The organism is Candidatus Pantoea floridensis, from assembly GCF_900215435.1.
Lineage (GTDB): Bacteria > Pseudomonadota > Gammaproteobacteria > Enterobacterales > Enterobacteriaceae > Pantoea > Pantoea floridensis.
Genome location: NZ_OCMY01000001.1, coordinates 3,166,797 through 3,190,794, shown reverse-complemented (window position 1 = coordinate 3,190,794; position 23,998 = coordinate 3,166,797). Strand labels below are relative to the sequence as shown.

Here is a 23,998-nt window from a genome sequence, read left to right as displayed (position 1 = left end):
TGCGGGCCGTTTTACTCTTCGCTGCGTTTGAGCGGTTTGACCAGACCTTCCAGTCCTTCGCTCTTAATGACTAACGTCAGCTGCATCAGATCGCCTAACTTACCAGCCGGGAATTCGTCTTTACGCGCGAACCACAGTAAATACTCTTCCGGCACGTCAATCAGCACCCTGCCCTTGTACTTGCCGAACGGCATCACAGTATTCGCGATTTCTACCAGCTGCTGTTTATCCACGTCAGGCTCCAAGCAGGCGAATCATTTCCGCTTCATCAATGACCGGAATGCCAAGCTCTTGCGCCTTCGCCAGTTTAGAACCCGCCGCTTCACCAGCAATCAGTAAATCGGTTTTCTTCGATACGCTGCCGCTAACTTTCGCGCCCAGTGCAATCAGCCGCTCTTTGGCATCATCGCGGTTCATTACTGACAGAGACCCGGTGAGTACCACGGTCTTGCCGGCAAACGGGCTATCAATCTCTTCGATGTTAACCACTTCAACCTGCGGCCAATGCACGCCGATCTCTTCGGTAAGCTCGCGGATTACTGCACGATTACTCTCTTCATCCATAAAGTTACGCACGTGGGTAGCGACGACTTTGCCCACATCCTGCACTTCAATCAGCGCGTCGAGATCGGCATTCATCACTTTTTCCAGTTCACCAAAGTGATTTGCAAGATTGGCGGCGGTGGCTTCACCCACTTCACGAATACCAAGCGCATACAGGAAACGCGCTAAAGTAGTGGATTTGGCTTTCTCCAGCGCATCGACCACATTCTGTGCCGATTTCGGCCCCATGCGATCGAGGCCAGTTAGTTTACCGGCAGTAAGACGGAACAGATCGGCTGGCGTTGAGACATACTCTTTTTCCACCAGCTGATCGATGATTTTATCACCCATGCCGTCCACATCCATCGCGCGACGTGAGACGAAGTGTTTAAGCGCTTCTTTACGCTGTGCACCGCAAATCAGGCCACCGGTGCAACGCGTGACCACTTCGCCTTCTACCCGCTCAACGTCTGAACCACAGACCGGACAATGGCTTGGGAAAACAATTTCTCGCGTTTCATCAGGGCGTTCAGATTCCACTACGTTAACCACCTGCGGAATCACATCGCCAGCGCGGCGAATGACCACTTTGTCGCCGATGCGTAACCCCAGCCGGGCTATTTCATCGGCATTGTGCAGCGTCGCGTTACTGACCACGACACCAGCAACCTGCACCGGTTCAAGACGCGCGACGGGTGTAATTGCCCCCGTTCGGCCCACCTGGAATTCAACATCACGTACGAAGGTCATCTGTTCCTGCGCCGGGAATTTGAACGCCACTGCCCAGCGCGGGGCTCGCGCCACAAATCCCAGCTGCTCCTGCAGTGCCTGAGAATCAACCTTGATGACGACACCATCTATATCGAAACCAAGCGAAGGACGCTCCTGCTCAATCTGGCGATAAAACGCCAGCACCTCATCGGCGCTATGTGCGAGGCGGATACGATCGGTAACCGGTAATCCCCACGCTTTAAATTGCTGCAGGCGCTGCCAATGGCTGGCTGGCATCTCTCCGCCCTCCAGTAAGCCGAAACCATAGCAGAAGAAAGTCAGCGGACGTTTAGCAGTAATGCGTGGGTCAAGCTGGCGCAGCGAACCTGCTGCAGCATTACGTGGATTAGCGAAAACTTTACCGCCGGTGCGACGCGCTTCTTCGTTGAGTTTTTCAAAGCCGCTTTCGGTGATAAACACTTCACCACGCACTTCCACGCGTGCAGGGATGTTATCGCCATGCAGCCGCAGCGGAATGGCATGGATAGTGCGCACGTTGGCGGTAATGTTCTCGCCGGTTGTGCCATCACCACGCGTTGCCGCGCGTACCAGCAGTCCATCCTCATACAATAAACTCACCGCCAGGCCATCAAGCTTGAGTTCACAGCAATAGGTGAGATCGTCGCTGCTTTTAAGGCGATCCTGCACACGTTTGTTGAAAGCCAGGAAGCCTGCTTCATCAAACGTGTTATCCAGAGACAACATCGGTACTTCGTGCCGCACCTGCTCAAAAGCCGCTAGCGGCGCGGCACCCACGCGCTGCGTCGGTGAATCAGGCGTAATCAATTCAGGATGCGCACTTTCCAGCTCACGCAGCTGTACCATTAATCGGTCATATTCTGCGTCCGGAATTTCCGGTGTATCCATCACGTGATAGAGATATTCGTGATGATGTAGCGTGGTGCGCAGCGCAGTCATTTGCTCCTGAACCGATTTCATAGTCTCTTATCCGATAAAAAACCCCCGACATGCGGGGGTTGTATTTAGTTTGAGTCAATTAGCGGCGATTAACCGATAACTTCGCGAATACGCGTTTTGTAGGTTTCCAGCTTCTGCGGCGTCATCATGCGACGCTCATCATCCAGCACCACGCCACCAACATCATCGGCAATACGCTGTGCCGATTGCAGCATCAGCTTAAAGTTCTGATTCGCATCTCCGTATGACGGTACCATCATAAAGATAGAGATGCCCGGCGTGGAGAAATTCCCCATCTCATCCGGATCAAAGGATCCAGGCTTGACCATATTCGCCAGGCTAAACAGCACCGGGCCGCTTCCTGCTGGGCTAAGATGACGATGGAAAATATTCATTTCACCAAACTGGAAGCCAGCCTGCAGAATACCTTGCAGCAGAGCTTCACCGTTCAGTTCGCCTCCGGTATGGGCAGCGACGTGCAGCACCAAGACCGCTTCTTTTTTACTTCCCGGTGCAGCAGCCTGCTTAGGCGCCTCTTGCGGCTGCGCTACCGGAGTTTCATCTGCAAGCTCTGGCTCATCTTCCGCAGCCAGGAATTCCGGCGCAGGCTGCGTGGCTGCTAGCGGTTCATTATCCAGCAGCGGATCGGATTGAATGGGTTGCGGTACTGGAGCGGGCTTCGACACCGGGGCTTGCGGTGCGGCAGGCTTACGAGCTTCCGGCTCATTATCCAGCAGTGGATCGCCTAATAATGGATCGGATTGACGTGCAGCCGGCTGACGCACAGGTTCAGGCGCACGCGGCGCGCTCACCGTACGCGGCGTAAACTCGGGCTCTTCATCAGCATCACGATGACGGCGTACGCGGACTTCGCCGACGCCATCATCATCTTCGCTCAGCAGATCTTCATCGGCTTCTTCGCGCTGTTTCAGACGTTTGTGCGGGCGATCACGAAACACGGAGGAGCGCTCTTTACGGCTGGTCCACAGTCCATGAAGGAGTAGCGCTATTATGGCGATCGCGCCAACAACGATTAATATCAGACGCAAATCCTGCATCATTGTATTCTCTGTTGTTCCAATACCTTGCCACCACGGCAAACTTTATCCTCTAACTGTATTTGCCCAGCTAAACAAGTGCAAGTCTGTGCAGTATTTTCTGACAAATTAGATAGCTGCCCCACGCTTTTTTGCTGTTTTTTCGCACAAAGCACGCCTGTAACCGATAAAAAGCCAGGTTATGATGTCCACGCCGCCATATTTAGGAGAAAGGCTTGCTATGCCCGCTGTGAATTCGGTCTCAACATTTAATGGTGTTCATTACTTTGCCGAAGGATGGAAACTGGTGCGTCTGCCAGGCATTCGTCGCTATGTCATTATCCCACTTATCATCAACATTCTGCTGCTTGGCGGCGCCTTTATCTGGTTGTTTCAGCGCCTGGGTCAGTGGATCCCCGCGTTAATGTCACATATCCCCGACTGGTTACAGTGGCTCAGCTATCTGCTATGGCCGCTTTCAGTGATTTCGATCGTGTTGGTGTTCAGCTATTTCTTCTCTACGATAGCCAATTTGATTGCCGCGCCATTTTGCGGCCTGCTCGCTGAACAGCTTGAAGGTCGTTTGACCGGAAAACCGCTGCCGGATAGCGGCTGGATGGGCATGATTAAGGATGTTCCGCGCATCATGAAGCGGGAGCTGCAGAAGCTCGGTTACTATTTGCCGCGCGCATTTGGCTTGCTGCTGCTCCACTTTATCCCCGGTTTTGGACAAACCGTGGCGCCAGTTCTATGGTTTTTATTCAGTGCCTGGATGTTATCAGTACAGTATTGCGACTATCCGTTTGATAACCACAAAGTGAGTTTTCAGCAGATGCGCCACGCATTGCGACAGCACAAGACGGCAAATATGCAATTTGGCGCGCTCGTCAGCCTGTTTACTATGATTCCGATTATCAATCTGGCGATCCTGCCCGTTGCCGTATGCGGCGCAACGGCGATGTGGGTTGATCGATATCGACAGCAACACGCGCGCCACTAAAGCGTTAAATTGCCTTATGCTTTTTTGCTTAAGGCTTATGGTTGTGCGCTATATAGATATACGATTTCTTTCCTTCCGCACATCGGAAGAAAAGGTATGCTCTGAGGGTTCCCAATATTTCATACAGTTAAGGACGAGCTATGAGTAAGATCTATGAAGACAACTCTCTGACAATTGGTCATACGCCGCTGGTTCGACTGAACCGCATCGGTAACGGCCGCATTCTGGCTAAGGTCGAGTCACGTAACCCGAGCTTCAGCATCAAATGCCGTATCGGTGCCAATATGATTTGGGACGCGGAAAAACGCGGTATTTTGAAGCCGGGCGTTGAGCTGGTTGAACCGACCAGCGGCAACACCGGTATTGCCCTGGCGTACGTGGCGGCTGCGCGCGGTTACAAGCTGACGCTGACGATGCCGGAGACTATGTCAATTGAGCGTCGCAAGCTGCTGAAAGCACTAGGCGCGAATCTGGTGCTCACTGAAGGCCCAAAAGGCATGAAAGGTGCCATTGCGAAAGCCGAAGAGATTGTAGCCAGCGATCCCGATAAATATGTGCTGTTACAGCAATTCAGCAATCCAGCGAATCCAGAAATCCATGAGAAAACTACCGGACCCGAAATCTGGGAAGATACCGATGGTGAGGTGGACGTATTTATCGCCGGCGTCGGCACTGGTGGCACACTGACTGGCGTAAGCCGCTACATCAAAAATACCAAAGGCAAGAAAGACCTGATTACCGTTGCGGTTGAACCAACCGATTCTCCGGTCATTGCTCAGGCGTTGGCTGGCGAAGAGATAAAACCTGGCCCGCATAAAATTCAGGGTATTGGTGCTGGCTTCATTCCTGGCAACCTTGATCTGAAACTGATCGATCGCGTGGTGGCGATCACCAATGAAGAAGCCATCAGCACGGCACGCCAGTTAATGGAAGAAGAAGGGATTTTGGCGGGAATATCGTCAGGCGCTGCTGTAGCAGCCGCCCTTAAGCTGCAGGAAGACGAATCCTTCGCCAATAAGAATATTGTGGTGATCCTGCCCTCCTCGGGCGAACGCTATTTAAGCACCGCACTGTTTGCCGATCTCTTCACCGAGAAAGAACTGCAGCAGTGATGTACAAAGTCTGAAACTGATGAAAAAAGCACCCGCATGGGTGCTTTTTTGTGGCGCAGATCTCACTTTTATCACCAGACAGATTGCTTTCAGTGATAGGGCTCTGGTATTTAAGCTTCCAATTATTTCGGTGCCTGAAATTAATCTGCCTTTGAAGTGGATCAAGCTGAATCGATTTACTGATTTGGCTAAACGGCGAATCACGGCATAATGAGAAGAGTGACGAATCAGTGCGGTTTTTGATCTTTCCAGGTTAATGACCTACTTATTCAAGCGCATTTTTTGGTCAGCTTTATGCCATACCAGCGCACCTATACAGGCTAAAGTTACGGCTCCAGGCTAGACTTTAGATCCATAACACCAAACCTGATAAAGTTGGGGAAATAGAATGTTCCAGCAAGAAGTTACCATTACCGCACCTAACGGCCTTCATACCCGTCCTGCAGCTCAGTTCGTTAAAGAAGCCAAGGCTTTCCAGTCAGAAATCACTGTGACTTCCAATGGCAAATCGGCCAGCGCGAAAAGCCTGTTCAAACTGCAGACTTTGGGTCTGACTCAGGGTACGGTTGTTACGCTGTCTGCCGAAGGTGAAGACGAGCAGCAAGCGGTTGAGCACCTGGTTAAGCTGATGGCTGAGCTGGAGTAACCGGCTCAGTTCGCAACAAAACCGACCCCTTTGCCCCATTGAGTGCAAATATCTTGATCGCGGACAACCTGTCCGCGTTCTTGCTTCCTTAGAGTACTGCTCCGCGACAGTGGCGACGCATTGGGTCAATGAGCCATCGTGATTAAAAGGTAGGGTTATGATTTCAGGCATTTTAGCATCACCGGGTATCGCTTTCGGCAACGCACTCCTGCTGAAAGAAGATGAGATCGTCATCAGTCGTAAAAAAATTACCGACGATCAGGTTGAGCAGGAAGTTCAGCGCTTCCTCGATGGACGCAGCAAAGCTGCTACACAGCTCGAAGCCATTCGCATTAAAGCCGGTGAAACCTTCGGTGAAGAGAAAGCTGCGATCTTTGAAGGTCACATCATGCTGCTCGAAGACGAAGAGCTTGAGCAGGAAATCATCGACCTCATCAAGAAAGATCACGCTACTGCTGACGCTGCCGCACATTCTGTGGTTGAAGGCCAGGCCGTTGCGCTGGAAGAGCTGGATGACGAATACCTGAAAGAGCGCGCCGCTGACGTGCGTGATATCGGTAAGCGTCTGCTGCAGAACATTCTTGGACTGCACATCGTCGATCTGAGCGCGATTGCTGAAGAATCTATTCTGGTGGCCAAAGATTTAACGCCGTCAGAAACCGCACAGCTGAACCTGAAAAAGGTGCTGGGCTTTATTACCGATCTGGGTGGACGTACCTCTCACACCTCGATCATGGCGCGTTCGCTTGAGCTGCCAGCGATTGTTGGTACCGGCAACGTGACTGCCACTGTTAAAAACGGCGATTTCCTGATTCTGGATGGCGTAAACAACAAGGTTTACGTGAATCCTACTGAAGAAGTACAGGAAGAACTGAAAGCCATCCAGACACAGTATCTGTCTGAGAAACATGAGCTGGCAAAACTGAAAGATCTGCCAGCGATTACGCTGGACGGTCATCAGGTTGAGGTCTGCGCCAACATTGGTACAGTACGTGATGTAGCAGGTGCAGAGCGTAACGGCGCGGAAGGCGTAGGCTTATACCGCACTGAATTCCTGTTTATGGACCGTGATTCATTGCCAACTGAAGAAGAGCAGTTCCAGGCTTATAAAGCGGTAGCTGAAGCAGTCGGTTCACAAGCGGTTATCGTGCGTACCATGGACATCGGTGGCGACAAAGATCTGCCTTACATGAACCTGCCGAAAGAGGACAACCCGTTCCTCGGCTGGCGCGCCATCCGTATTGCGATGGACCGTAAAGAGATCCTGCATGCGCAGCTGCGCGCTATTCTGCGTGCCTCCTCTTTCGGCAAACTGCGCATCATGTTCCCAATGATTATTTCAGTAGAAGAAGTTCGCATCCTGAAAGGCGAGCTGGAGCTGCTGAAAACGCAATTGCGTGAAGAAGGCAAATCCTTTGATGAGACCATTGAAGTGGGCATCATGGTAGAAACGCCAGCTTCCGCAGTGATTGCTCGCCATCTGGCGAAAGAAGTCGACTTCTTTAGTATTGGGACAAATGACCTGACGCAGTATACTCTGGCGGTCGATCGTGGTAATGATTTGATTTCACACCTCTATAACCCAATGTCACCGTCTGTTCTCGGTCTCATTAAGCAAGTGATCGATGCATCACATGCCGAAGGGAAATGGACCGGCATGTGTGGTGAGCTGGCTGGTGATGAACGTGCTACACTACTGTTACTGGGAATGGGGCTGGATGAATTCAGCATGAGCGCCATTTCAATCCCGAGCATCAAGAAGATTATTCGTAATACTAATTTCGAAGATGCGAAGGCATTGGCGGAGCAGGCTCTGGATCAACCGACAGCGGATGATTTAATGAATTTAGTTAACAAATTCATTAAAGAAAAAACGCTCTGCTGATCCACGGACGCTAGCCTCAAATTACTGCTTAGGAGAAGATCATGGGTTTGTTTTCTAAACTTTTTGGCGAAAAATCAGAGAGCGCGTCAGGCACTATTGATATCGTTGCGCCTCTGTCAGGCGAAATCGTAAATATCGAAGACGTACCTGATGTGGTATTCGCTGAGAAAATCGTGGGTGACGGTATCGCAATCAAACCAACCGGTAACAAAATGGTTGCTCCGGTTGATGGTACTATCGGCAAGATTTTCGAAACTAACCACGCATTTTCAATCGAGTCTGATAATGGTATCGAGCTGTTCGTTCACTTCGGTATCGACACGGTTGAGCTTAAAGGTGAAGGTTTCAAACGCATCGCTGAAGAAGGCCAGAAGGTCAAGAAAGGCGACGTGGTGATCGAGTTTGATCTGGCACTGCTGGAAGAGAAAGCGAAATCGACGCTGACGCCGGTTGTGATCTCGAATATGGACGAAATTAAAGAGCTCATCAAACTCTCCGGTCAGGTAACGGTAGGCGAGACGCCGGTTATCCGCATCAAGAAGTAAGCTTCGGCTAATTCGCGATAATAAAAAAACGGCACCCACTGGGTGCCGTTTTTGTTTTACAGCCGCAACAATGCAATGCGTTCGCTAATACCAGACGAAATCACTGCTGCTTCCAGCGCGGCAGCCTTAACGTCAACTCCAATCCCCCTTCCGGGCGATTGACCGCCTTAACTTCACCGTGATGTGCCAGAATCACTTTCCGAACAATCGACAGCCCTAAACCGTAACCTTTGCCCATCAAGGGCGAATTCACGCGCACAAAGGGATCAAAGATGCTCGACAGCTTCTCATCATCCACTCCGGGCCCCTGATCGCGCACGCTGATCGCCAGCCACTGATTTTCCGCCTGTAAACTCACGTTGATATGCTGCCCTTTATGCGAAAAACGCAGCGCATTGCGCAGCACGTTTTCTACGCCACGCCGAATCAGCTCGGCATTACCGTGCACGGTATAATCCGCATTTTCATCAACCTGGAAATCAACTTTCACACCGGGGATCTGAGCCTCATAGCGAACGTCGGTGACCACCGCGTGCAACAGGCCGGTGAGGTCGAAATATTGCTCGCCCGGCATGCTCTCATGTTCGGCTCGCGACAGCGTCAACAGCTCGCCAATCATCTTATCCAGACGGCGCGCTTCTTCATCAATGCGGTTGAGCGAGGATTCCACCGAGGCTGGCGTTTGACGCGCAAGGCCGGTCGCCAGCTGTAGACGCGCCAACGGTGAGCGCAGCTCGTGCGAAATATCGTGCAGCAGCTCTTCACGCGCTTTCACCAACGTATCAAGCCGCTCGACCATCGCATCGAAATCTTGTGCAACATTTGAGAGCTCGTCATGGCGCTTACGCATCACCGGATAGAGGCGCACCGACAGGTCACCGCTGGACACGCGCGCAAAGCCCTCGCGCAGCTGACGCATAGGGCGTGTCAGGTTCCATGCCAGCAGCAGGCTGAACAGTAATCCCAGCGCACCGGCAAAGGTAAACATCGGCTCCGGGATATTGAGGATACGTCGCGGGCGGCCACCGCCCATCGAACTGTCTTCGCGCAGCCCCTTCACGTCATAGCGCAGTTCGTACTGCTTGCCATCCTGCCCTTTCACCCAACGCACAATCACGTCAGGGAAAGGTCCATGAAACGGGGCACTAAAGGTTTCAGGCGGCGCATTGCCTGGCATCGCGACGGGTTTATCGTGCTGAATAACGGAGAAAAATTGACGATCGTTAGGTTCCCAATCCGCCATCATATCGTCCAGCGAACTTAAGCCACCGCGTTCCAGTACCGAAACCGCCGATGCCATTTGCAGATTAACGATGCGTCGAATAGCGACGATCTCCGGTGGCTCATGGCGATTACCCGATAACGTAAAGCCAAGCCACAGCAGCTGGCTGATAATGACAAACACAATCCAGAAGCCCAGCAAAATCTTCCAGAACATGCGGCCGCGGTAGCTGTGTTTCATCGAATGCGGTAACCAATACTGCGCACAGTTTCAATATTGACGCTGTCAGCCGTTAACGCTGCCAGCTTTTGGCGAATGTTGCTGATATGCACATCCACGCTGCGATCGTACGCTTCACGTGGGCGACCAAGGCCTTTTTCCGATAGCTCATCTTTCGATACCACGCGATCCGGCGCACGCAGCAACAGATCCAGCAAATTAAACTCGGATGCGGTGAGATCAAACGCTTTGCCCTGCCATTCAGTAATCCGCGTAGCCGGATTGAGGCTCAAATCACCCCAGCGCAGCAGCTCTTTCTTATCGGGCACCGGAGCCTGATCTTCAAAGCGGCGCAGTACCGCGCGCAAACGAGCCACCAGTTCACGCGGATAGCACGGTTTTGGCATGTAATCGTCTGCGCCCATTTCGAGACCAATCACGCGATCGATGTTGTCTCCTTTAGCTGTCAACATAATCACCGGTAAGCGGCTGTTCTGACGCACCTGCCGCAGCACATCAATGCCGCTCATATCGGGCAGCATGATGTCGAGAATCATCGCGGTATAGTTGCCGGATAACGCACCTTCCACGCCAGCGTGACCGGTTAAAACCAGTTGTGTTTCAAAACCTTCCGCAATCAGGTATTGGCTCAACATGGTGCCGAGTTCTACATCATCATCAACAAGCAGAATTTTCATCTTTATCTCTCGTACAAAATTGCCGCTATTTTGTCCTGAGTTCATTACGAACGCAGCCGGTTTTACGCGATCCTTACAGACGATTATTACGGAGACTATAGACAAGAATGGCCTGTGCGCACCATTACGGTAGGCACAGACCAGATAAAATGCGGGAATAATGACTCAGTGGAAAACGCCAGTGGAGAGATAGCGATCGCCGCGATCGCACACAATCGCGACCACCACGCTGCCAGGTTGAGCCGCAGCAATACGCAATGCGCCAGCTACCGCACCGCCAGAACTGACGCCACAAAAAATACCTTCACGCTGAGCCAGCGCTCGCATTGTCTCTTCGGCTTCACGCTGCGCCATATCAATCACCTGATCCACCAGTTCCGGACGAAAGATACCGGGCAGATAAGCTTCAGGCCAGCGACGAATACCGGGAATGCTACTGCCCTCTTGCGGCTGCAGGCCAATCACCTGCACCGTCGGCGCAAACTCTTTAAGGTAACGTCCCACGCCGGTAATCGTGCCGGTAGTGCCCATGCTGGAGACAAAATGCGTCATGCGCCCATGAGTTTGCTGCCAGATTTCCGGGCCGGTGGTGAGATAGTGTCCTAGCGGATTATCGGGATTGTTGAACTGATCCAGCACGCGACCCTCACCGCGATCGGCCATCGCCTGTGCCAGATCCCGCGCCCCTTCCATGCCCTGCTCACGCGTCACCAGCAGCAATTCAGCACCGTAGGCGCGCATCGCATCCTGACGTTCCTGGCTCATGTTATCGGGCATCAGCAAACGCAGCTTGTAGCCTTTCATCGCCGCAATCATCGCCAGCGCAATGCCCGTGTTACCGCTGGTCGCTTCGATTAAGGTATCACCCGGTTTAATCTCACCGCGCAGCTCCGCCTGATGAATCATCGACCAGGCCGCACGATCTTTCACCGAGCCGGCTGGATTGTTGCCTTCCAGCTTTAGCCAGATTTCGCTGCCGTTGTCAGGCGTCAGGCGCTGCAACTTAATCAACGGCGTATTGCCGATGGTATTTTCCAGTGTGGTCACGTTTGATTCCAGACGAAAGAGAGGCAAATAATTCGGGCGGGAAAGTCCCGCCCGAAGGAGTGTCAAAAATATCAGGCGCTCTCGGCAAAGGCAACCGGGCTTAGCGGCGTAGTGCCATGATAGATGCGGGCCTGTTGCAGGCCGACAAACAAGCGTTCACCGCGAATCGGCGCAGTATGATCGCCATCGAACACCACGGAGAAGACGTCGCCCTGCCAGCCACTTGGCTGCACTACCAGCTGCCAGAAGTGGCCGCGCGGGCTAATTTCCAGCACCTGCACCGGCAGCGGTGTTTCCAGGCTGCTCTGGCGTGAAATATCAATTTCCCATGGACGCAGGAACAGCTCGACTTCGCCCTGATGAGCAGGTGTATAGCCCAGCGGCCAGCGATGTGCGGCAACGTGGAACTGCGAGCCGTGCACTTCACCATTAAAGCGGTTCACTTCACCGAGAAATTCCAGCACAAAGCGAGTAGCCGGATCGCGCCACACGTCGTCAGGCGTACCCACCTGTTCGATATTGCCCTGGCTCATCACCACCACGGTGTCGGCCACTTCCATCGCCTCTTCCTGATCGTGGGTGACGAACACGCTGGTAAACTTCAACTCTTCGTGCAGCTGACGCAGCCAACGGCGCAGCTCTTTACGCACCTGCGCATCCAGCGCACCAAACGGTTCATCCAGCAGCAGAATTTGCGGCTCGACCGCCAGCGCACGTGCCAGTGCGACACGCTGCTTTTGGCCGCCCGAAAGCTGTGCCGGGAAACGATTTGCCAGATGGCCCAGCTGCACCATCTCCAGCAGACGCGTTACGCGCTTTTTGATCTCTGCCGCATTCGGCCGTTCACGGCGCGGCAGTACGGTCAAACCAAAAGCAATGTTGTCGAATACCGTCATGTGACGGAACAGCGCGTAATGCTGGAAGACGAAGCCGACCTGGCGATCGCGCGCATGGATGCGGCTCACGTCTTTGCCATTAAAATGGATCTGGCCGCTGTTCTGATGTTCCAGCCCGGCGATAATGCGCAGCAGCGTGGTTTTCCCGGAACCGGACGGTCCCAGCAGCGCCACCATCTTGCCGGAAGGAATATCCAGAGAGATGTCGTTCAGTACCGACGTGCGGTCAAACGCTTTGTTAATTTGTTTAATCTCAATGCTCATGATTTTCCTCCTGTAGGCGCTTCTGCTGATGCTCTAATCGCCACTGCACCACGCTTTTCAGAAACAGCGTCACAATTGCCATCAGGGTCAGCAGCGCGGCGGCGGTAAAGGCGCCCACGGTGTTGTAATCCTGATGCAGTAATTCAACCTGAAGCGGCAAGGTATAGGTTTCGCCGCGTATCGATCCCGAAACCACCGAGACCGCACCAAACTCACCAATCGCACGTGCGTTAGTCAGCACCACGCCGTACATCAGTGCCCAGCGGATGTTCGGCAGCGTCACGCGGCGGAACATCTGCCAGCCGGATGCGCCAAGCAGCACCGCCGCCTCGTCTTCGTGGCTACCCTGGCTGAGCATCACCGGCACCAATTCGCGCACCACAAACGGGCAGGTAACGAAGATGGTAGCCAGCACCATGCCGGGCCAGGAGAACATAATCTGGATATTGTGTGCATCTAGCCAGCCACCTGCCGGGCCGTTAACGCCCCAGAACAGCAGATACATCAAGCCAGCAACCACCGGCGACACGGCAAAGGGGATATCAAAAAGCGTCAGCAGCAGTTGGCGACCCGGAAAGGTAAAACGCGTCACCAGCCACGCCAGCAGCGTACCGAACACCATATTCACCGGCACGGTAATCAGCGCCACTAAGAGGGTCAGCCAGATGGCGTGCAGCATGTCGCCATCTTTCAGGTTAGTCAGTGAAGCCACTAAGCCCTGATTAAGCGCCTCCCAAAAGATGGACACCATCGGCACCACCAGCAGCAGCAGGGAAACCAGCGCGCCGATGCCAATCAGCAGCCACTTGCCCCAGTTAATGGGCTGGCGATCGGCGTGATTGAGGTGTGAAATCTCCGCCATCAGTGGCCTCCTAAGCGACGGCCAAAGCGGCTCTGCAGGGTGTTGATCGCAAACAGCAGCAGCAAAGAAGCCGCCATAATCACTGAAGCAATCGCGCTCGCTGCCGGGTAATCGAACTCCTGCAGGCGGACAAAAATCATCAACGACGTCACTTCCGTTTTCCAGGCAATGTTACCGGCGATAAAGATCACCGCACCAAACTCACCAATGCTGCGGGTAAACGACAGCGCGGTACCCGCCAGTAAAGCCGGTGCGACTTCAGGCAGCACTACGCGCCGGAAACTCTGCCAGCGCGTAGCGCCAAGGGTTTCTGCGGCTTCTTCATATTCCGGTCCTAACTCTTCCAGCACTGGCTGCACGGTACGCACCACAAATGGGATGCTGGTGAAGGCCATGGCGACGGCGATGCCGAGCCAGGTGTAAGAAACTTTGATATCAAAATGCGCCAGCCACTGACCGTACCAGCCGTTTACCGAAAACAGGCCCGCCAGCGTCAAACCCGCGACTGCGGTGGGCAATGCAAACGGTAGGTCCATCAAGCCATCCAGCAGCGTGCGGCCCGGGAAGCGATAGCGCGTCAAAATCCACGCCATCAGCATGCCAAATACCGCATTGAACAGTGATGCCACCCCCGCCGCCAGAATCGTCACTTTATACGCGGCGATCAGCTGCGGATGCGTAATCACATCCCAATATTGCGTCAGCGTCATCTGCGACAGTTGCATCAGTAACGCGCTGATCGGCAGCAGCAGAATCAGGCAGGTGAACAACAGGCTGGTGCCAAGGCTCAAGCCAAAGCCAGGCAAGACTCGTTTTTGCGCCAGCGCGAACATTATCCGCGCCCCGCTGCCAGTAATTTGTCCAGCTCACCGTCTGAACCAAAATGGACTTTCATCACGTTATCCCAGCCGCCAAAGGCATCGTTGACGTTGAACAGGTTGGTCTTCGGGAAGCGGTCTTTCTGCTGCGCCATCAGCTGTGGGTTATTTACGCGATAGTAATAGCTGGTGATGATTTTCTGCGCCTCAGGCGTGTAGAGATAATTCAGATAGGCTTTAGCGGCGTCAGCGGTGCCATTGTGTTCGACATTTTTGTCGACCCACGCCACCGGGAATTCCGCCAGAATATTCGTTTCCGGTACGATCACTTCATACTGATCTTTGCCGTACTGATTGCGGATATTATTCACTTCCGATTCAAAGCTTACCAGCACATCACCTAAGCCGCGTTCGGCAAAGGTGGTCGTTGCGCCACGACCGCCGGTATCAAACACTTCGACGTTCTTCAAAAATTTTGTCATGAAGGCTTCAGTTTTGGCTTTATCTTTACCATCTGCCTGATCGGCAGCGCCCCACGCGGCAAGATAGGTATAGCGCCCGTTGCCTGACGTTTTGGGATTAGGGAAGATCAGCTTCACGTTGTCGCGTGCCAGATCGGCCCAGCTGTGAATCTGCTTTGGGTTACCTTTACGCACCAGAAATGCCATGGTGGAGTAAAACGGCGAGCTGTTGTTGGGTAAACGTTGTTGCCAGTCAGCCGGAATCAGTTGGCCTTTGTCATGCAGCACCTGCACATCCGTTACCTGATTGTAGGTCACCACATCAGCGCGCAGACCTTGCAGAATCGCCAGCGCCTGTTTGGAAGAACCGGCATGCGATTGCTTGATCGTCAGCTTGTCATTGGGATGCGCAGCGTCCCACTGCTTTTCAAAGGGCGCATTCAGGGCGACGAACAGTTCGCGTGAAACATCATATGAACTGTTGAGCAACTCGGTCGCCTGCGCCGCACTCGCGATACTCAGCGAGAGCGCGATACCGCCAAGCCATTTTTTCGAAATCGGAAGTGTCATGCTGCACCCTGAAAGACGGCCATTACGCCAATGTCATTAGATGCAGTCAGTGTATTTATAACTCAGGAGAAAGCTGTAACGGTTTTATATATCGTTTAGGGATTTCAAAGTTTAAAAAAGCATAAGACGGCGGGAGAGTTTATGCAGCGGATGGGATTGAACCGGGTTAAACAGGTCGCCATAAATGGCGACACCACAATGCGAGATTTCGTAGGGGCGCCATTTATGGCGCCCCTACCTTAATCAAATCGCGTGCAACGCCGCCAGCGACGGCGCAAAAAAGTAGCTGCCGCTGACCGGCTTAGTGAAGCGCAGCATGGCATCCATTTTGCCGTCGCGCTCGCCGAACATGCTCAGCAACTGCTGCTCAATGTTATACAGGCGATGACAGTAGGAAATGAAGTACAAGCCGTGCTTACCGCTGGCGCTGCCGTAAGGCAGACTTTGACGCAGAATCTTCAGGCCCTTGCCCTGTTCTTTCAGATCGACACGGCTGAGATGTGAAGTCTCCGGACGTTGATCGCCCGGTAGCTCTTCATTGGTCGCTTTAGTACGCCCAATGATCGCTTCCTGCTTTTCTACCGCCAGACGATTCCACAGCTGGAGATTGTGCTCCCAGCGCTGAGTAAACACATAGCTGCCGCCAGCATCCGGACCTTCACCAATAATCGCCACCTGTTGGCGCGCCTCGCCCTGTGGGTTTTCCGTGCCGTCAACAAAGCCGGAAAGGTCACGATCTTCTATCCAACGGAAACCGTGCGTCTCTTCTTCAATATTAACGGCATCCGCAAAGGCGCCGATGGCAGCCTGCGCCAGCGCGAAATTCACATCATGCCGCTGTGATTGAATGTGGATCAGCACATCGCGTTGGGTCGCAGGCGCAATACCTTTACCCAACGGCGCGAAAGGTTTGAGCTCTGGCGCGGAGGCGCTGCCCTGTAGATCGCGCCACAGCGCATCACCAAAAGCGATCACCGCGCCTAATCCGGCCTGACTGAATTGGGATTGCAGCGCATTGAGCTGCTTTAAGAAGGATTTGCTGCCCTGACGTAGCGCATCAAGATCGCCCGTAACGCGGGCTTCGAGCCAAATGGCGAATCGGCGGTGTTCCAGCAGGATACCGCTCTGAAACTGAGACATGAATGTGCTCTCCGGCATGAAGGTTAGACGGTATTTTTTCGCCCGTATCATACCGGAAAGCCGCGCACTCAGTGTGCGTTTACGCAACTTTTAATCGATTAACGCTGCCAGACGATCTTACTGATTTTCCAGCTTTTTAGGGTGTCGTCAGATGGCATCAAACCTTCAGGCCCATGCCATTCACCGCTGTAGACAAAGAAAATATGCTGGCTGCCCGGTGCTCGGCATTCAACATCATGCGCATCCAAACCCGAAGCCATTTTGCAGTTATTAAACGCTTTGCTGAATTTTTCACTGAACAGGTCGCCAATCTTGCTGCCGTCTGCCGCTTTAGCATCGGCATCCTGCACTTCAATACGCTCAACGCTGGTAGTGCCGTTAATCACCAATTTGACGTTGTCGCCATCCAGCGCCTGCCAGAAATCGACCACCTGACCATTCTGCGTGCGCATGCCCTGACGCAGTTTATAATCGCCGTTTAGCGCTTTATTGATGGCCTCCTCCGACATCGCCGTGGTGCTTGTCAGGCCCGCCACGCCTTGTTCGGTCACCTCAAGCGATCCGCCAAACCAGCCCAATGGATTTAGCGCAGACCAGTGATAGCTGAGTGGATTGTACCAATGGCTTTCGCTCGCGCTGGTAGAAGAACCCGAACTGGCGCAGCCAGCCAGAACCATGCTGCTAACCAGCAGTGCGTGACGAACAACTTTCATGAAAACTCCTTGATCTGCTAAGCCGATTGGCGTGCCTGTTGGAGTCACAAACCGGCAAAAAGTTTACTCGACGTGCTGATGCTCTGGTAGAAAGCAGTCGCGTAGCCGCCGTTGGGTTTGCAACCAGAACAAGGCGAGCAAATCGAAGAGCGTCAATAACAGCGGCAGCGGCGAGTCGGGAAACGCCCCCTGCAGCAAGCTGGAGCCTTGCCACAGCAGGCTTATCAGCAGCGACGCACTCAATACGTGACGCCAGCTTTGCCACAGACGCGGCCAGCGCTGACGATAGCCCGTCAACAACAAACCGATGGCCGCCGGGATGCCTAATGCCAGTCCCAGCCAGAAGCTTTGGCGATCGGGATAGAACAGCGCCAGCAAATCGTTGCCCTGCTGGCGAGAGGCACCCGCCATCACCAGCAGCAGCCAGGTGCGCGCCTGCAATAACAGAATCAGCCAAAAAAGAAATGGCAGCCGCAGCTGCCCTTTCGCATCGTACTCTTCAGGAAGGTATTTCAAACCGATCATTAATACTCACGATCTTCAATTAAACGCTTGCCCAGCAGCAGCGCGTCCACCGGCTCGTAATCCAGCTTCTCATAAAACGCCACCACCTGATCGTTCTCTTCGCGCACCATCAAATTGATTTTTGGACAGCCGCGCGCGATCAGCTTCTTCTCCAGACGATTCATCAACGCATTGGCAAAACCACGCCCCTGATAATCGGGATGTACCGCCAGATAGTAGACAGAACCGCGGTGACCGTCATAGCCGCCCATCAGCGTACCGACTACTTCACCGCCGACTTCCGCCACCAGAAACAGTTCCGGGTCGTGGTTCATTTTGCGTTCAATATCCAGCTCCGGATCGTTCCAGGGGCGTAACAAATCGCAACGCTCCCAGAGCGTGATCACTTCTTCAAAATCTTCCTGGCGGAAAGAACGGATTTCCATCGACGTTACCCTGCTGTTAGGCACAATTCGTTGATTATCACGCATTCTTTGCCAGGCGCAACCCTCACGCGACACAACGGTGCAAAAAAAGCGCGACATTTCTGTTAGTCAGTTGCAATAGAAAGTAAACGCTTGAAATAGTTACGAGGTCGCCGCCTGGGCATTGTTACGCTATAACATTGGGCAGGATTTACCTGTCATGGACCCGTTAATGAAGAAGATTTCACTGCTTAAGCGCCTTACCAACCGTCGCCAACTGATTCTTTCCGGTTTAGCGCTGGCGGTGTTGTCGCCGCGCGCCGTGCAGGCAACGGAAGAGAACAGCACTCTGCGCGTCAACTCGCGCCATACGCCACCAAAACCCGCCGCTAATGGCAAACGTATCGTGATGATCGATCCCGGTCACGGCGGCATTGATTCCGGCGCGGTAGGTGAAGAAGGCTCCGAAGAGAAACATATCGTTCTTGCCATCGCCAATACCGTGAAAACGTTGCTGCAATCGCATCCGCGCATCGAAGTCCGCCTGACGCGCGAAAGCGACCACTTTATTCCGCTTTATCAGCGTGTTGAGATCGCCCACCAGCATGGCGCCAATCTGTTTATGTCGATTCACGCCGACGGCTATACCAGCCCGGACGCCAACGGCGCGTCGGTGTTTGCGCTCTCCAACCGCGGAGCCAGCAGTGCAATGGCGCGCTACCTGTCGCAGCGTGAAAATGATGCTGACAAAGTGGGCGGCGCCGAAGTGCAGGATAAAGATCATTACCTCAACCAGATTCTGTTCGATCTGGTGCAGACCGACACCATCCGTAACAGCCTGACGCTCGGCAAGCACGTGCTGGATCAGATCCGCCCGGTGCATCATCTGCACAGCCAGCACACCGAGCAGGCGGCTTTTGCCGTGCTGAAATCGCCGTCGATTCCTTCGGTATTGGTTGAAACCTCCTTTATTACCAATCCGCGCGAAGAGCAGTTGCTCGGCACCCAGGCATTTCGGCAGAAAATCGCCAGTGCTATTGCCGATGGCATCTCCCGTTACTTTGATGAGGTCGATCGTCGCGAAGCCTAGCTTTTTCCTGTGATAGAATCGCGGCAAATTTCCGGAACGAGTAACTGATGAGCAATCCCGATATTTCCCGCGTCAAAGCCTTTTTGCTGGCGCTGCAGGATGATATTTGCGCCCAATTAGCGGCGGAAGATGGCAAGGCGAGCTTTGCTGAAGATGAGTGGCAGCGCCCCGGCGGCGGCGGCGGACGCAGCCGCGTGTTGCGTAATGGTGCGGTATTTGAACAAGCGGGCGTGAACTTTTCACATGTGCATGGCGACCAAATGCCGGCCTCCGCCACCGCGCATCGCCCCGAGTTGGCGGGTCGCAGCTTTGAAGCAATGGGCGTGTCGCTGGTGGTGCATCCGGAAAGTCCTTACGTCCCTACCAGCCACGCCAACGTGCGCTTTTTTATTGCAGAAAAACCAGGTGCCGATCCCGTTTGGTGGTTCGGCGGCGGATTCGACCTCACGCCCTATTACGGCTTCGAAGACGATGCGCTGCACTGGCATCAAACCGCCCACGATCTGTGCCAGCCGTTTGGCGAGGATATCTATCCACGCTACAAAAAATGGTGTGACGATTACTTCTACCTCAAGCATCGCGACGAGCAGCGCGGCATCGGTGGGCTGTTTTATGACGACCTGAACACGCCGGATTTCGACTATTGCTTCGATTTTATGCAAGCGGTGGGCAACGGTTTCTCTCAGGCCTATCTGCCGATTGTGGCGAAGCGCAAAGCGTTGCCGTGGGGCGATCGCGAGCGCCAGTTCCAGCTCTATCGTCGCGGTCGCTATGTAGAATTCAATCTGGTATGGGATCGCGGTACGCTGTTTGGCCTGCAAACCGGCGGCCGCACCGAATCCATTTTGATGTCGATGCCGCCGCTGGTGCGCTGGGAATATGATTATCAACCGGAAGCCAACTCTCCCGAAGCCGCGTTATACCGCGATTTTTTGCCGGTGAAGGATTGGTTGGCATAACTCGTAAGGTCGCCATTGATGGCGACCTGGTTTCACAACGGTTCGGTCTGCGCCTCTACCACCGCTAACGCCACCATATTCACAATACGCCGCACTGAGGCAATACGCGTCAACACATGTACCGGCTTGCTGATTCCCATCAACACTGGCCCCACGGTGACCCCTTCTGAACAGGAGACGCGCAGCAGGTTGTAGCTGATGCGCGCCGCTTCTACGTTGGGCATAATCAGCAAATTGGCGGTGCCCTTTAGCGGGCTATCCGGCATCAGTTCGCGGCGAATGCTCTCCACCAGCGCGGCATCTCCGTGCATCTCACCATCAATCTCTAAATCCGGCGCACGTTGCTGGATCAGCGCCAGCACTTCGCGCATTTTACGTGCGCCCGGCGCGTTGGACGTACCAAAGCTGGAGTGTGACAGCAGCGCCACGCGCGGCTCAATCCCAAAGCGCCGCACGGTTTCCGCCGCCAGCAGCGTAATATCCGCCAGCTGCTCGGCGCTGGGATCTTCATTAACGTAAGTGTCAGCGATAAAAGTGTTACCGCTCGGCAGCAGCAATGCATTCATCGCGCCCGCCACCTTCACGTCATCGCGCAGGCCAAACACTTTCTCCACCACATCGTAATGTTCCTGGTAATCGCCGATGGTGCCGCAGATCAGCGCGTCGGCTTCTCCACGATGGACCATAATTGCACCAATCAGCGTCGGATTACCGATCACCGCACGCTGGGCGGTTTCCGGCGTTACGCCGCGCCGTTTCATGATTTGGTAATACTCGTTCCAGTACTCTTTGAAGCGCGGATCGGACTCGTTATTAACGATCTCAAAATCCTTACCCGCTTCGATTTTTAATCCCTGCTTTTGCAGGCGCATGGCGATCACGTTGGGACGGCCAATCAGAATCGGCTTCGCCAGCCCGAGCGTCACCAGCTCCTGCGTGGCGTGCAGCACGCGCACCTCCTCCCCTTCCGCCATTACCACGCGTTTCGGATCTTTGCGCGCCTGCGAGAAGATCGGCTTCATAAACAGGTTGGTTTTGTAAACGAACTCGGTGAGCTTCTCACGGTAGGCATCAAAATCGTCAATGGGCCGCGTAGCCACGCCAGATTCCATCGCCGCTTTTGCCACCGCTGGCGCAATCTGCACAATCAATCGCGGATCAAAAGGTTTAGGAATCAGGTATTCCGGACCGAAACTCAAGTCTTGATCGTCATACGCTGAGGCCACCACATCGCTCTGCTCCGCCTGCGCTAACGCCGCTATCGCATGCACCGCCGCCAGCTTCATCTCTTCATTGATCGCCGTAGCGCCCACGTCCAGCGCGCCGCGGAAGATAAACGGGAAACACAGCACGTTGTTTACCTGGTTAGGGAAATCAGAGCGCCCGGTGCAGATAATGGCGTCAGGTCGTACCTGCTTCGCCAGCGGTGGCATAATTTCCGGTTCAGGATTGGCGAGTGCCAGAATCAGCGGATCCTGCGCCATCTTTTGCACCATCTCCGGCGTCAGCGCTTTAGGGCCGGAACAGCCGAGGAAAATATCCGCGCCGCCAATCACCTCATCCAGCGTGCGTGCGCCGCTGTCGGCAACCGCATATTCAGCTTTGGTCGGCGTCATGTTGGGCTCGCGATGGCGATAGATCACCCCTTTGGAATCGCACACCACAATGTTGTGCTTCTGCATGCCGAGCGCCACCAGCAGATTAAGGCAGGCGATGGCCGAGGCGCCCGCACCGGATACCACCAGCCGCACATCGCTAATGGCTTTTTTGACGATGGTTAAGCCGTTAAGCACTGCGGCGGTGCAGATAATCGCCGTGCCGTGCTGATCGTCGTGAAACACCGGAATCTGCATGCGCTGGCGCAACTGCTGCTCAATATAAAAACACTCCGGCGCTTTGATATCTTCCAGGTTGATGCCGCCAAAGGTCGGCTCCAGCGCGGCGATGACTTCAATCAGCTTGTCGGGATCGTGCTCATCAATTTCGATATCGAACACATCGATGCCAGCGAACTTTTTAAACAGCACGCCCTTGCCTTCCATTACCGGCTTACTCGCCAGCGCGCCAATGTTGCCGAGCCCTAGCACCGCGGTGCCGTTGGAGATCACCGCCACCAGATTGCCACGTGCGGTGTATTTGCCCGCGGCCAGCGGATCGGCGGCGATTTCCAGACAGGGCGCAGCTACGCCAGGCGAGTAGGCAAGCGCCAAATCGCGCTGCGTAGCTAAAGGTTTGGTGGGTGAAACCTGAATTTTTCCGGGGATGGGATATTGGTGAAAATCGAGAGCGCTTTGCTTAAGTTGATCGTCCATTAGGCATCCTGTGGCGCAGCTAAATGAGCGTTCAGTATAGGAATCTGTGCAGCAAAAGAGGGTGAAGGCGCTCAAAGAACGCGCAGTCTGAAAGGCACGGATTGCTACCGCTTCGCCTGCGGCTTTGCCACAGCCTGCTATTCTTAGTGATGGCAAAAAGCGTAGCTGAACCGATTAAGGCCCGTCCTCCTTTCACTATCGCACCTCTTAAGCGCCACGACGGCACAATCAGAGAAAACGCATTTTCTTCGTGCAACGTCTGTAGCACTGTGTTGGACCACTACTTAACAGGAATGGGTGCAGCACGTTTGCCCACATTATTGCTAATCAAGGAGTTAAGCGATGAACCAGCTAGATGCATTAAAACAGTACACCACCGTGGTGGCTGACAGTGGCGACATTGAATCTATTCGCAATTATCACCCACAAGACGCGACCACCAACCCATCATTGATCCTGAAAGCCGCCGGTCTCGAGGGTTACAAGCACCTGATTGATGACGCCATCGACTACGCAAAAAAACAGGGCGGCAGCAAAGAGACGCAAATTATCAACGCCAGCGATAAAGTGGCGATTAATCTCGGTATGGAAATTCTGAAAAGCGTGCCGGGCCGTGTTTCGACCGAAGTGGATGCGCGCCTCTCCTTCGATCGTGGCATGTGTGTCACCAAAGCCGAGAAGCTGGTGCGTCTGTACGAAGAGCACGGTATCGATCGCTCACGCATTCTGATCAAACTGGCCTCCACCTGGGAGGGCATCAAAGCCGCCGAGGAGCTGGAGAAAAATGGTATTCAGTGCAACCTGACGCTGCTGTTCTCGTTCGCCCAAGCGCGCGCCTGTGCCGAAGCCGGTGTGTTCCTGATTTCACCGTTCGTTGGCCGTATTTACGACTGGTACAACTCACGCAAACCTATCGATCCGTATGTGGTGGATGAAGATCCAGGCGTGAAATCTGTGCGTCGTATCTACGATTACTACAAAAAGCACCGTTACAGCACCGTCATTATGGGCGCCAGCTTCCGTAAAGTGGAACAGATCCTGGCGCTGGCCGGCTGCGATCGCCTGACCATTTCGCCAAATCTGCTGGAAGAGCTGGCCAACAGCGACGCGCCACTGGAACGCAAACTGGAGCCATCAACCGAAGGCTTCCATCAGCCGGCTTCACTGTCAGAAGCGGAATTCCGTTGGGAACATAATCAGGATCCGATGGCGGTTGAAAAACTGTCAGACGGCATCCGTCAGTTCGCCATTGACCAACAGAAGCTGGAAGACGTCCTCTCGTCACGTCTGTAACCCGCAATCACTCTTATGGCGGATGGGCAACGGCTCATCCGCTATCGC

The 23,998-nt window shown here is 53.9% G+C and carries 23 protein-coding genes; 8 read left to right on the top strand and 15 right to left on the bottom strand.

What is annotated here, in order from left to right:
- Nucleotides 1-11: 11 nt before the first annotated feature.
- The 3 genes from CRO19_RS14880 to zipA all read right to left on the bottom strand — a co-directional run bounded on the left by CRO19_RS14880 (nucleotide 12) and on the right by zipA (nucleotide 3,293).
- Nucleotides 12-233, bottom strand: coding sequence for a DUF3820 family protein (locus CRO19_RS14880; RefSeq protein ID WP_097096515.1), 222 nt, complete (start codon nucleotides 231-233; stop codon nucleotides 12-14).
- Nucleotide 234: 1 nt separating this feature from the next.
- Nucleotides 235-2,253: an NAD-dependent DNA ligase LigA gene (gene ligA, locus CRO19_RS14875; protein ID WP_097096514.1), complete on the bottom strand. Its 2,019-nt coding sequence runs from the start codon at nucleotides 2,251-2,253 to the stop codon at nucleotides 235-237.
- Between the two features lie 68 nt (nucleotides 2,254-2,321).
- The gene (zipA, locus tag CRO19_RS14870; RefSeq protein ID WP_097096513.1) at nucleotides 2,322-3,293 is read right to left on the bottom strand and encodes a cell division protein ZipA; all 972 of its coding nucleotides are present in this window, start codon (nucleotides 3,291-3,293) and stop codon (nucleotides 2,322-2,324) included.
- A 217-nt stretch (nucleotides 3,294-3,510) separates the two neighbouring features.
- Here zipA and cysZ point away from each other — a divergent pair, with 217 nt between their 5' ends.
- From cysZ to crr, 5 genes are all read left to right on the top strand, one after another.
- A complete protein-coding gene (cysZ, locus tag CRO19_RS14865) occupies nucleotides 3,511-4,269 on the top strand; it encodes a sulfate transporter CysZ (protein ID WP_097096512.1) in 759 nt (252 codons plus the stop codon).
- Between the two features lie 140 nt (nucleotides 4,270-4,409).
- Entirely contained in the window at nucleotides 4,410-5,381 is a 972-nt protein-coding gene (gene cysK, locus CRO19_RS14860) for a cysteine synthase A (protein WP_097096511.1), read from the top strand.
- 388 nt (nucleotides 5,382-5,769) lie between these two features.
- Nucleotides 5,770-6,027 carry a phosphocarrier protein Hpr gene (ptsH, locus tag CRO19_RS14850; protein WP_007889063.1) on the top strand — a complete coding sequence of 86 codons (258 nt, stop codon included), beginning with the start codon at nucleotides 5,770-5,772 and terminating at the stop codon, nucleotides 6,025-6,027.
- A gap of 157 nt (nucleotides 6,028-6,184) precedes the next feature.
- Nucleotides 6,185-7,912, top strand: coding sequence for a phosphoenolpyruvate-protein phosphotransferase PtsI (gene ptsI, locus CRO19_RS14845; protein WP_097096510.1), 1,728 nt, complete (start codon nucleotides 6,185-6,187; stop codon nucleotides 7,910-7,912).
- A gap of 41 nt (nucleotides 7,913-7,953) precedes the next feature.
- Nucleotides 7,954-8,457: a PTS glucose transporter subunit IIA gene (gene crr, locus CRO19_RS14840; RefSeq protein WP_097096509.1), complete on the top strand. Its 504-nt coding sequence runs from the start codon at nucleotides 7,954-7,956 to the stop codon at nucleotides 8,455-8,457.
- 100 nt (nucleotides 8,458-8,557) lie between these two features.
- On the opposite strand, the gene CRO19_RS14835 is transcribed toward crr, so the two are convergent.
- The 11 genes from CRO19_RS14835 to CRO19_RS14785 all read right to left on the bottom strand — a co-directional run bounded on the left by CRO19_RS14835 (nucleotide 8,558) and on the right by CRO19_RS14785 (nucleotide 18,317).
- Complete coding sequence (locus CRO19_RS14835; protein ID WP_097096508.1) at nucleotides 8,558-9,919, bottom strand: ATP-binding protein; 1,362 nt, start codon at nucleotides 9,917-9,919, stop codon at nucleotides 8,558-8,560.
- On the bottom strand, nucleotides 9,916-10,596 hold the full coding sequence (locus CRO19_RS14830) for a response regulator transcription factor (protein WP_097096507.1): 681 nt from the start codon (nucleotides 10,594-10,596) through the stop codon (nucleotides 9,916-9,918). The genes CRO19_RS14835 and CRO19_RS14830 overlap by 4 nt, the downstream gene beginning before the upstream one ends.
- 165 nt (nucleotides 10,597-10,761) lie before the next feature.
- A complete protein-coding gene (gene cysM, locus CRO19_RS14825) occupies nucleotides 10,762-11,643 on the bottom strand; it encodes a cysteine synthase CysM (protein WP_097096506.1) in 882 nt (293 codons plus the stop codon).
- Between the two features lie 71 nt (nucleotides 11,644-11,714).
- Nucleotides 11,715-12,803, bottom strand: a complete 1,089-nt coding sequence (gene cysA, locus CRO19_RS14820; protein ID WP_097096505.1) for a sulfate/thiosulfate ABC transporter ATP-binding protein CysA — start codon at nucleotides 12,801-12,803, stop codon at nucleotides 11,715-11,717.
- Nucleotides 12,793-13,665, bottom strand: coding sequence for a sulfate/thiosulfate ABC transporter permease CysW (gene cysW, locus CRO19_RS14815; RefSeq protein WP_097096504.1), 873 nt, complete (start codon nucleotides 13,663-13,665; stop codon nucleotides 12,793-12,795). The genes cysA and cysW overlap by 11 nt, the downstream gene beginning before the upstream one ends.
- On the bottom strand, nucleotides 13,665-14,498 hold the full coding sequence (gene cysT / locus CRO19_RS14810; protein WP_097096503.1) for a sulfate/thiosulfate ABC transporter permease CysT: 834 nt from the start codon (nucleotides 14,496-14,498) through the stop codon (nucleotides 13,665-13,667). Before cysT ends, cysW begins: the two co-directional genes overlap by 1 nt.
- On the bottom strand, nucleotides 14,498-15,514 hold the full coding sequence (locus tag CRO19_RS14805; RefSeq protein ID WP_097096502.1) for a sulfate ABC transporter substrate-binding protein: 1,017 nt from the start codon (nucleotides 15,512-15,514) through the stop codon (nucleotides 14,498-14,500). The genes cysT and CRO19_RS14805 overlap by 1 nt, the downstream gene beginning before the upstream one ends.
- A 243-nt stretch (nucleotides 15,515-15,757) precedes the next feature.
- Nucleotides 15,758-16,654, bottom strand: coding sequence for a Dyp-type peroxidase (locus CRO19_RS14800; protein ID WP_097096501.1), 897 nt, complete (start codon nucleotides 16,652-16,654; stop codon nucleotides 15,758-15,760).
- A gap of 98 nt (nucleotides 16,655-16,752) precedes the next feature.
- Nucleotides 16,753-17,367 carry an RpoE-regulated lipoprotein gene (locus CRO19_RS14795; protein ID WP_097096500.1) on the bottom strand — a complete coding sequence of 205 codons (615 nt, stop codon included), beginning with the start codon at nucleotides 17,365-17,367 and terminating at the stop codon, nucleotides 16,753-16,755.
- A 63-nt stretch (nucleotides 17,368-17,430) separates the two neighbouring features.
- On the bottom strand, nucleotides 17,431-17,892 hold the full coding sequence (locus tag CRO19_RS14790) for a DUF2919 domain-containing protein (RefSeq protein WP_097096499.1): 462 nt from the start codon (nucleotides 17,890-17,892) through the stop codon (nucleotides 17,431-17,433).
- The gene (locus tag CRO19_RS14785) at nucleotides 17,892-18,317 is read right to left on the bottom strand and encodes a GNAT family acetyltransferase (protein ID WP_097096498.1); all 426 of its coding nucleotides are present in this window, start codon (nucleotides 18,315-18,317) and stop codon (nucleotides 17,892-17,894) included. The genes CRO19_RS14790 and CRO19_RS14785 overlap by 1 nt, the downstream gene beginning before the upstream one ends.
- Before the next feature lie 211 nt (nucleotides 18,318-18,528).
- Here CRO19_RS14785 and amiA point away from each other — a divergent pair, with 211 nt between their 5' ends.
- A complete protein-coding gene (gene amiA, locus CRO19_RS14780) occupies nucleotides 18,529-19,386 on the top strand; it encodes an N-acetylmuramoyl-L-alanine amidase AmiA (protein WP_097097670.1) in 858 nt (285 codons plus the stop codon).
- Nucleotides 19,387-19,433: 47 nt separating this feature from the next.
- Nucleotides 19,434-20,345: an oxygen-dependent coproporphyrinogen oxidase gene (gene hemF, locus CRO19_RS14775; protein ID WP_097096497.1), complete on the top strand. Its 912-nt coding sequence runs from the start codon at nucleotides 19,434-19,436 to the stop codon at nucleotides 20,343-20,345.
- Between the two features lie 32 nt (nucleotides 20,346-20,377).
- Here hemF and maeB read toward each other — a convergent pair whose 3' ends face one another.
- Nucleotides 20,378-22,657, bottom strand: coding sequence for an NADP-dependent oxaloacetate-decarboxylating malate dehydrogenase (gene maeB, locus CRO19_RS14770; RefSeq protein ID WP_097096496.1), 2,280 nt, complete (start codon nucleotides 22,655-22,657; stop codon nucleotides 20,378-20,380).
- Nucleotides 22,658-22,999: 342 nt separating this feature from the next.
- Between maeB and tal the strand changes: the two genes are divergently transcribed.
- Entirely contained in the window at nucleotides 23,000-23,950 is a 951-nt protein-coding gene (tal, locus tag CRO19_RS14765) for a transaldolase (RefSeq protein WP_097096495.1), read from the top strand.
- Nucleotides 23,951-23,998 lie beyond the last annotated feature (48 nt).

What these genes read in the sequence shown, in the direction of transcription:
- ligA (WP_097096514.1), bottom strand. Translation starts at nt 2,253, where the DNA reads ATGAAATCGGTTCAGGAGCAAATGACTGCGCTGCGCACCACGCTACAT.
- zipA (WP_097096513.1), bottom strand. Translation starts at nt 3,293, where the DNA reads ATGATGCAGGATTTGCGTCTGATATTAATCGTTGTTGGCGCGATCGCC.
- cysZ (WP_097096512.1), top strand. Translation starts at nt 3,511, where the DNA reads ATGCCCGCTGTGAATTCGGTCTCAACATTTAATGGTGTTCATTACTTT.
- cysK (WP_097096511.1), top strand. Translation starts at nt 4,410, where the DNA reads ATGAGTAAGATCTATGAAGACAACTCTCTGACAATTGGTCATACGCCG.
- ptsH (WP_007889063.1), top strand. Translation starts at nt 5,770, where the DNA reads ATGTTCCAGCAAGAAGTTACCATTACCGCACCTAACGGCCTTCATACC.
- ptsI (WP_097096510.1), top strand. Translation starts at nt 6,185, where the DNA reads ATGATTTCAGGCATTTTAGCATCACCGGGTATCGCTTTCGGCAACGCA.
- crr (WP_097096509.1), top strand. Translation starts at nt 7,954, where the DNA reads ATGGGTTTGTTTTCTAAACTTTTTGGCGAAAAATCAGAGAGCGCGTCA.
- CRO19_RS14835 (WP_097096508.1), bottom strand. Translation starts at nt 9,919, where the DNA reads ATGAAACACAGCTACCGCGGCCGCATGTTCTGGAAGATTTTGCTGGGC.
- CRO19_RS14830 (WP_097096507.1), bottom strand. Translation starts at nt 10,596, where the DNA reads ATGAAAATTCTGCTTGTTGATGATGATGTAGAACTCGGCACCATGTTG.
- cysA (WP_097096505.1), bottom strand. Translation starts at nt 12,803, where the DNA reads ATGAGCATTGAGATTAAACAAATTAACAAAGCGTTTGACCGCACGTCG.
- cysW (WP_097096504.1), bottom strand. Translation starts at nt 13,665, where the DNA reads ATGGCGGAGATTTCACACCTCAATCACGCCGATCGCCAGCCCATTAAC.
- cysT (WP_097096503.1), bottom strand. Translation starts at nt 14,498, where the DNA reads ATGTTCGCGCTGGCGCAAAAACGAGTCTTGCCTGGCTTTGGCTTGAGC.
- CRO19_RS14805 (WP_097096502.1), bottom strand. Translation starts at nt 15,514, where the DNA reads ATGACACTTCCGATTTCGAAAAAATGGCTTGGCGGTATCGCGCTCTCG.
- CRO19_RS14800 (WP_097096501.1), bottom strand. Translation starts at nt 16,654, where the DNA reads ATGTCTCAGTTTCAGAGCGGTATCCTGCTGGAACACCGCCGATTCGCC.
- CRO19_RS14795 (WP_097096500.1), bottom strand. Translation starts at nt 17,367, where the DNA reads ATGAAAGTTGTTCGTCACGCACTGCTGGTTAGCAGCATGGTTCTGGCT.
- CRO19_RS14790 (WP_097096499.1), bottom strand. Translation starts at nt 17,892, where the DNA reads ATGATCGGTTTGAAATACCTTCCTGAAGAGTACGATGCGAAAGGGCAG.
- CRO19_RS14785 (WP_097096498.1), bottom strand. Translation starts at nt 18,317, where the DNA reads ATGGAAATCCGTTCTTTCCGCCAGGAAGATTTTGAAGAAGTGATCACG.
- amiA (WP_097097670.1), top strand. Translation starts at nt 18,529, where the DNA reads ATGAAGAAGATTTCACTGCTTAAGCGCCTTACCAACCGTCGCCAACTG.
- hemF (WP_097096497.1), top strand. Translation starts at nt 19,434, where the DNA reads ATGAGCAATCCCGATATTTCCCGCGTCAAAGCCTTTTTGCTGGCGCTG.
- maeB (WP_097096496.1), bottom strand. Translation starts at nt 22,657, where the DNA reads ATGGACGATCAACTTAAGCAAAGCGCTCTCGATTTTCACCAATATCCC.
- tal (WP_097096495.1), top strand. Translation starts at nt 23,000, where the DNA reads ATGAACCAGCTAGATGCATTAAAACAGTACACCACCGTGGTGGCTGAC.